We start from the raw sequence: 7072 nt of genomic DNA, 5'->3' as shown, positions 1-7072 counted from the left end.
GATTACTTAATCAAGTTGTTTGAAAAGGAAATAGAGCATCGAGAAGAGCGTAAAATTAACTTACTGTTAAAGCAAGCACAACTGCCTAAAACAGGCCATCAGCCTTTTCAGTGGGAGCACATTCAGATTCCGCACGGAATCGATCGTGACACGATTATTCAGGGGGATTTCATTAAGAGACAAGAGAATCTCATTCTCTATGGAGGTGTTGGGACGGGTAAAACTTATTTATCTACCCTCATTGCCCTGGCTGCCATACATAGATATGGCAGCCAGGTGAAGTTTTTTACTGTGGCAGGCTTAGTTAATAAACTTATAGAAGCAAACCAACAAGGGCAGCTACCGAAGGTGATGAAACAGTTAGACAAGCAACACGCGATTATTTTAGATGAATTAGGCTATATCCCTCTCAACAAAGAGGGAGCAGAATTACTCTTTCAGGTCATTTCCATGTGTTACGAGAACAAGAGCTTAATCATCACAACGAATCTTCAATTTGGGCAATGGAATCACGTTTTTGGAGATCCGATATTAACGGAAGCCGTCATTGATCGACTCATTCATCATTCACATTTATTAATGTTTAGAGGCGATAGTTTCCGTTATAAAGAGTCATTAATTCATGAGTAAATAGTGATGGCAAGTGGCATACAATATTGATTGCCGTTTAACGCAATTCCCTATTGCCAAATACACTGTTAGGCCGCTTTTTTAATGTTCACTTGCTTTTTAAAAACTCCAAAAGGTTGTCCCACGGGTAAAACGACTTGGCCAAAATGTGTATTTAATACGACAGCCGCACTTCCATAAAATGATAATAACGCAATCAGCAATTCACTTACAGCTGCGAGTAAATGTGTACCTTCGTACCAAATACCGAAGCTACTTAGAGCCAAACCAATAAATAAGAAATCAATAAAGACAAAGATAAAAAAGAGTACTTTATGCGTTTCCATCGCGCCAACAGTCATGAAAAGACTGAAAATTAAATAGCCGATAAAAGCAACACCTAACTGACGGGGATCACTTTGAAGCATTAAAGCTTCACCGAGAGCTCCCATGTTAATCAACCATGTAAAACCAACACCGAACCAAAACAAACCAAAAGCACCGAAAGCCGTTGTACCAAAAATATTATTATGTTTAGCATCTTGAGTAGCAGCGAATAATTGTGCTAATCCTCCTAAGAAAAACGCCCATGGAATAATGTTTGAGACACCTTCGGTTAAACCTAGTTTTTGAGATGATGCGACAAGTGTGACCATCGCCAGGCCGAATAAACCTAATGCTGATGGGTCAGCTGTTGTAATTTTAACTTCTTGTTTGTTCAAAATTATTTCTCCCCCTAAAAATTCACATATCATGTTACTCTACGCTTGTTTACAGGGAATGTCAATGCCAAAATTCCTTTTAATTCGTCATTTTTTTTACATAAAATGTGTAAGCGCTTAAATAACACTTAGGATTTACACACATTAGTCACAATGATAATAGTCTACTACTAATTGATCTAACTGTTCTTGTGTCACATCAATAACGTTAAGAATCGCTTGATAATTATAGCCTTCTTTAATCATTGATATGATGATTTTTTTCTTTTCTGACCATTCACCAGATTGCTTACCTAGTCTTAATAGTTTTTGGTCGTATCCATATCGGTTCGCTTTATCTTGCTCGATTGCTTCTTCATAATTATGACTTTTACTAATCAATTCATAACTTTCTTTTATAATGTCATCTGTACTGAGTGCTAATGGTAATGGGGTGTCAAGCTGAAGACCTTGAAGAACATATTTAAATAGAGCCATCCAAAGCTGAAGTGGCGAATCAAGGTGAGTACTATTAAACTTAGGTAGTTCTAAATAATGGAGTTCATCAGCATCGTGTAATTGAGTATGTGTATCCATATCTTTATAACTATAGACGTTGTGATAATGGGTATATTCTTGAAGTAGATTGAAGTTTGCTAATTTGATATAGTAGGTTTTCTTAATCAGTTGAAACGGTGTATTAAGCATTGTTTGGTTGTAATGCGAAGAGTTTTCGTATAGTTGAAATTGATTTGAATATGCTTCATGTTTAACGAATAGGTATATATCCAAATGTTCTTGTGAAATTGAACGCGCTTTTATGTGCAGTTGTGTCTCTAAATAGGGGTTAATTCCTGGCCTTTCTCTTACTTGAATGTAAGCAATTTCTTTAATTGCACCACTTAGCCTATCTTTTAATACACTATTAAGAAAATACTTCAGCCTTCGATGCGAACTTGAAACTGATTGGCAAAACAATCGATTGACTACAGTCGCTAATGTCATAGGTTTTCGCTGTATCGTATCCGACAAATTTCTCACTCCCTTTTCTTTAAATTACCACATAACACATCTAATGTAAACGCTTTATTTGTGAAATTAATCACATTTTTATGTGTTTACACACTATTTATTCAAATTTAAGTAAGTTTTTTAAACTTTAGACTCATATTAAGATATAAAAAAACAACTTAAACTTTGAACACCCCCTCCTTAACTAGCTTATAAGCTAGTTAAAGTGGGGGCATTTTAGATAAAAGGTGTTAGTGATTTTTTGAATATCAGTTTAATTTTTGAATAAAAACAACTTTTAAGTAATTGCTCTCTTTAAATGTTCTATCAAATGGAAAATCTTCTGGTTGAGCATGTGTTTCTAATATTTTATACGTCGCATGTTGATTATGAAAGGCACGTTTAATGAATTGCTTAAATTTCTTCATATCAAAACCACTATAATTTGTTGAGGCGACAATAACCCCCTCTTTAGTTGTTACCTGCAACGCTTGTTCCAGAAGTGTGACATAATCTTTTTGTACGCTGAAAACCCGTTTCTTTGACCTAGCAAAGCTCGGGGGATCAAGGATAACCACATCATACGATAACTGCTTCTTTAGTGCATAATCAAAGTAATTAAACACGTCCATTACCCTGATATCTTGTGCTTCAAAATCGATCCCATTTACACTAAACTGAGCAATCGTCATCGGTAAACTACGCTTAGCTAAGTCGACGCTCGTTGTTTTATCTGCCCCACCAAGAGCAGCATAGACAGAAAAAGCACCCGTATAAGAAAAAGCATTAAGTACCGTCTTACCATGGCTATATGCTTCTTTAATTCGCTGTCTAACCTCACGCTGGTCTAAAAAAACGCCTGTCATTGGTCCATCATTTAAGTCAACGTTAAATAAAACACCGTTTTCTTTCACTAAGATAGGAAAGTCTACTCGCTCACCTCTGACAAAATCATCCGCATCAATATACTTACCGCCCTCTTTAAAGCGTTTTTTATGATAAATAGCTTTTAGTGGATACACGGCTTCAATCGCATCTAGTATATTATCACGGTGAGCATAAATGCCTGCACTATACCACTGAATAAGTGCACAATCATTATATAGATCGATGGTAACCCCACCTAAGCCGTCCCCTTCACCGTTAAATAAGCGAAAGGCGGTTGTTTCATCATCGTGGAACAATCGTTGCCGTTTTCCAATAGCATCACTAAATAATTTCCTTAGCCATTCAACAGTTAAATAGACTGATTGATCGCGAGTAAATACCCAACCATACCCTTTGTTTTGATGTCCATAATAGCCTCTGGCGATAAATAACCCTTCTGGTGTCATTAGATCTAGATATATGCCTTCTTCTGTTACGCTCTCCAATGCGGTACTTAAAGATCCCGGTATATGTTGGTAACCCTCGTAATATTGTGTGACAAAGCGTTGATCAACGGTTATCTTTACTGTTTCTGTCATTTTTCTCCCTCTTTCTATTAAAAACTTTCATACTTTCAGCCTATCTATTAATACCTTGCGACTTTATCTACTTAATAGATGAGATTCTTATTTTTCTTCGATGCACTCTAAATAATAGGCATAGTAATCTTGTATTTCTTTTGTTGGTACTTTTGTTATCATTTTGTAATCCGCCGTTAATCGTTTTTTCATTTGAGATACAAGATTTAGAGCACCCTTACTCGTCTGTTCAAGTGTTGTAGATTCAATTATCGATACATTAAGTACCTGACTTATTAGCGCTTTCATCTGTTTTACCTTAAAAAAGCCACCAGATAAATACACTTCTGAAATGTCCCCTGTTACAGACTGAAGCGTATCAAATACGTGACGCAAATTAAATAATAATCCGTATATGACAGCTTTCACTAACGCTTCTTTTTTGTGACTCATCTTCAATCCTATAAAGGATCCCGTACGTCCGGTATCCCAATAAGGCGCTCGCTCTCCATTTAAATGAGGAATGAACACGAGCGTTGGATCAAAGGAACGAAAATCTAGTGTATCGATGAAGGAATAAATGCTAGAGGTACCATCAAATAACACATCGTCTAACCATTTAAGCACATTTCCCCCATTATTAATCGCCCCTCCAATTACCCAATGAGAGTCATTTAAGTAGTAACAGAATAATCTCCCCTCTGGGTCTGTATAAGGTCTCGGAACTGTCATCCGAATAGCACCGCTGGTTCCGATTGTCACATGCACATCAGGCTGATTCATACCTTCTGAAATATTTGCTAGAACCCCATCACTCGCTCCAATAACAACCGCATGAGAATAACCTAACCGATTTTTCACACTGTTCGTCACCACTCGTGTGTGTGTGACAGGTACGAGCACCGGTAATTGGTAATTATTAATATTTAAAAAAGATAAAATAGCTTCGTCATATGTTAGTGTCTCACTATTAAATAGTCCGGTTGCAGAACCAAGTGAATAGTCACACTCATTATAACCTGTTAAATGATACCACAGATAGGTTTTAATATCGATCCAATGAACATCTTCAAGTTGTTCATTTAATGTCTGACCTTGCCTTGTTTCTTTTAACCACAATAATTTTGCGAATGGACTCATTGGATGAATCGGTGTTTTCGTCTTATTAAAAAAAACCTGTGCAAGCGGCGTTTTCTTAAATGACGCAATCACTTCATCTGCTCGATGATCCGCCCATATCATTAAATTTGTTTTTTTGTTAAAGTTTTTATCCACAGCCATAAGACTATGCATTGCTGTTGAAAGGACAATGGTTTCCTTATGTGTTAATGCTAAAGTTTTTATACTGTGAAAGACGGCTTGAACGATCATATCCGGATTTTGTTCTGCACATCCGTCACCAAAGTAATCTGTTGGATAATCTTGAGAGGTTTCTTTCACTAAATGATCTGTCTCATCAAAATATAGCACCTTCACAGCTGTTGTACCAACATCTATCGTTACTGTCATTACGCACTCCCCCATTCCAACTGGCCCTAAATGGTAATCACGATATTTTTCTATTCTACCTTAAAACTAAAAAAAACGCACATCCGTGTCACATGTGCGTTAAAATCGTCCCGATTTAAATATCGCATAAATAAGCCATAAAAACATGCCTACTGCCACAAATGAACCAATTTCAATAACCGGTAGTCGCCATAAAATCGTCGTCTCTCCCGTCAGTGCCGCACCGACAATCAAACCAACCATAATGATACTAAAGGCAAGTAGAATGATTGCAAATGATAGTTGGTTACTGATACGGTCCAGTTTTTTTAAAATAAGATCAATATCTGGCATAGTAATTTCAAGTCGTACTTTTCCCTTTTTAACAATCGCTTTTAATTGTTTGAGATAATCAGGAAAGTCTCGCCAAATCCCGTACCATTCAAACCATTGGTTGAGTATACTATCTTTTATGTTTTCAGGTCTAAATCTTTCACGAAGTAATCGTTCGCCAAAAGGCTTTGCCATTTCAACGAGACTTAACGTGGGATCAAGCTGTTCAATGGTTCCCTCTAGCGTTAATAATGTCTTACCGAGTAACGTAAACTCACTTGATAATTCAATCCGATGTTTATACGCAATTTGAAATAATTCACGTATAGCATCGGCCAATCGAATATCTTTTAAGGATTGTCGATAGTATTTTAACATCAACCGATCAACGTCATTCGTGAGCGCTTTTTTATTGATATCATCCGGTGCCATCCCCATATCTAATAAAACCTCAACCATTTGATGTGTATCTTCTTTTGTCATCGCAATGACAAGCTCAGAAAAGGATTGTTTCATTTCAGGTGATAATTGACCAACCATGCCAAAGTCTAACAGGATTAAACGGCCATCTGTATGGTACATAATATTACCTGGATGTGGATCTGCATGAAAAAAGCCTTCAATCAAGACTTGTTTAAATGTAGCGTTCACGATTTGTTCAGCCAACCGTTTTTTTAGTTGTGCTTGATTTGGTTGATCAATTACTTCTTGTAACTTTTCTCCACATACATACTCCATAACAAGCACACGCTTGGTGGTATAATAATGAAATGCCAAGGGGATGTGTATATCTGGATCTTTTTTAAATTGAGCATAAATGCGTGTCATATGATGCGCTTCAATTGTATAGTCTAACTCCATCTTAAGCGTCTCTTTAAGTTCTTCTACTATTTCTTTTAGTTGATAGCGCTTTGCCCAATCTAACCGCATTTCGGCAAGTTGAGCCATTTCCATCAATATTTCGAAATCAATATCAATTTTTTTTGAAATCTCTGGACGCTGTACTTTTACCGCTACATCTTCTCCTGAATCTAATGTTGCTCGGTGAACTTGACCAATCGATGCAGCAGCAAGTGGTACTTCGTCAAAATACTTAAATATTTGTTCAAGTGGCTGATCAAGCTCTTCTTCAATAATCGCCTTCACTTGATGATAAGGAAATTGAGGAACGTGCGATTGCAACTTTTCTAGTTCGCAAATCACATCTTCAGGAAATAAATCTGGACGCGTACTCATTACTTGACCTAATTTTATAAACGTCGGGCCTAGTTCTTCTAAAATGCGTCTTAGTCTTATGCCTAACGTCTTTCTATCCTCTTGATTTTTTTCCTCTTTTAACTCTGCCTTTTTCGGCAAGATATGTAAGTCATTGAGCCCGAGGTCCTTAATGACATAACCGAGTCCATTACGAGAAAAGGCGACAACAATATCTTTGTAGCGGTTTAGATGTCGCATATGTTTACCAATCATTATCTGTCACCCTTC

At 36.9% G+C, this 7072-nt stretch carries 6 protein-coding genes; 1 reads left to right on the top strand and 5 read right to left on the bottom strand.

Features of this window, described 5'->3' with window-relative positions; translation table 11 throughout:
- Positions 1 to 630, top strand: a 630-nt coding sequence (gene istB / locus BM163_RS12015; protein WP_089803437.1) for an IS21-like element helper ATPase IstB, incomplete at its 5' end; no start/stop codon positions are given.
- A 68-nt stretch (positions 631 to 698) separates the two neighbouring features.
- On the opposite strand, the gene BM163_RS12010 is transcribed toward istB, so the two are convergent.
- From BM163_RS12010 to BM163_RS11990, 5 genes are all read right to left on the bottom strand, one after another.
- A complete protein-coding gene (locus BM163_RS12010) occupies positions 699 to 1331 on the bottom strand; it encodes an acetate uptake transporter (RefSeq protein WP_371859517.1) in 633 nt (210 codons plus the stop codon).
- A 144-nt stretch (positions 1332 to 1475) separates the two neighbouring features.
- Complete coding sequence (locus BM163_RS12005) at positions 1476 to 2342, bottom strand: PD-(D/E)XK nuclease family transposase (protein ID WP_089803433.1); 867 nt, start codon at positions 2340 to 2342, stop codon at positions 1476 to 1478.
- 248 nt (positions 2343 to 2590) lie between these two features.
- Positions 2591 to 3787, bottom strand: coding sequence for a class I SAM-dependent rRNA methyltransferase (locus BM163_RS12000; protein ID WP_089803432.1), 1197 nt, complete (start codon positions 3785 to 3787; stop codon positions 2591 to 2593).
- An 87-nt stretch (positions 3788 to 3874) separates the two neighbouring features.
- Positions 3875 to 5275, bottom strand: coding sequence for a gluconokinase (locus BM163_RS11995; protein WP_170243734.1), 1401 nt, complete (start codon positions 5273 to 5275; stop codon positions 3875 to 3877).
- Between the two features lie 99 nt (positions 5276 to 5374).
- The gene (locus BM163_RS11990; RefSeq protein ID WP_089803430.1) at positions 5375 to 7057 is read right to left on the bottom strand and encodes an ABC1 kinase family protein; all 1683 of its coding nucleotides are present in this window, start codon (positions 7055 to 7057) and stop codon (positions 5375 to 5377) included.
- Positions 7058 to 7072: the final 15 nt, after the last annotated feature.

It is taken from the genome of Halolactibacillus alkaliphilus, from assembly GCF_900115465.1.
GTDB classification, from domain to species: Bacteria; Bacillota; Bacilli; order Bacillales; family Amphibacillaceae; genus Halolactibacillus; species Halolactibacillus alkaliphilus.
Note: the sequence above shows the minus strand (reverse complement) of the source record. Positions and strands in the feature narration are given on the sequence as shown.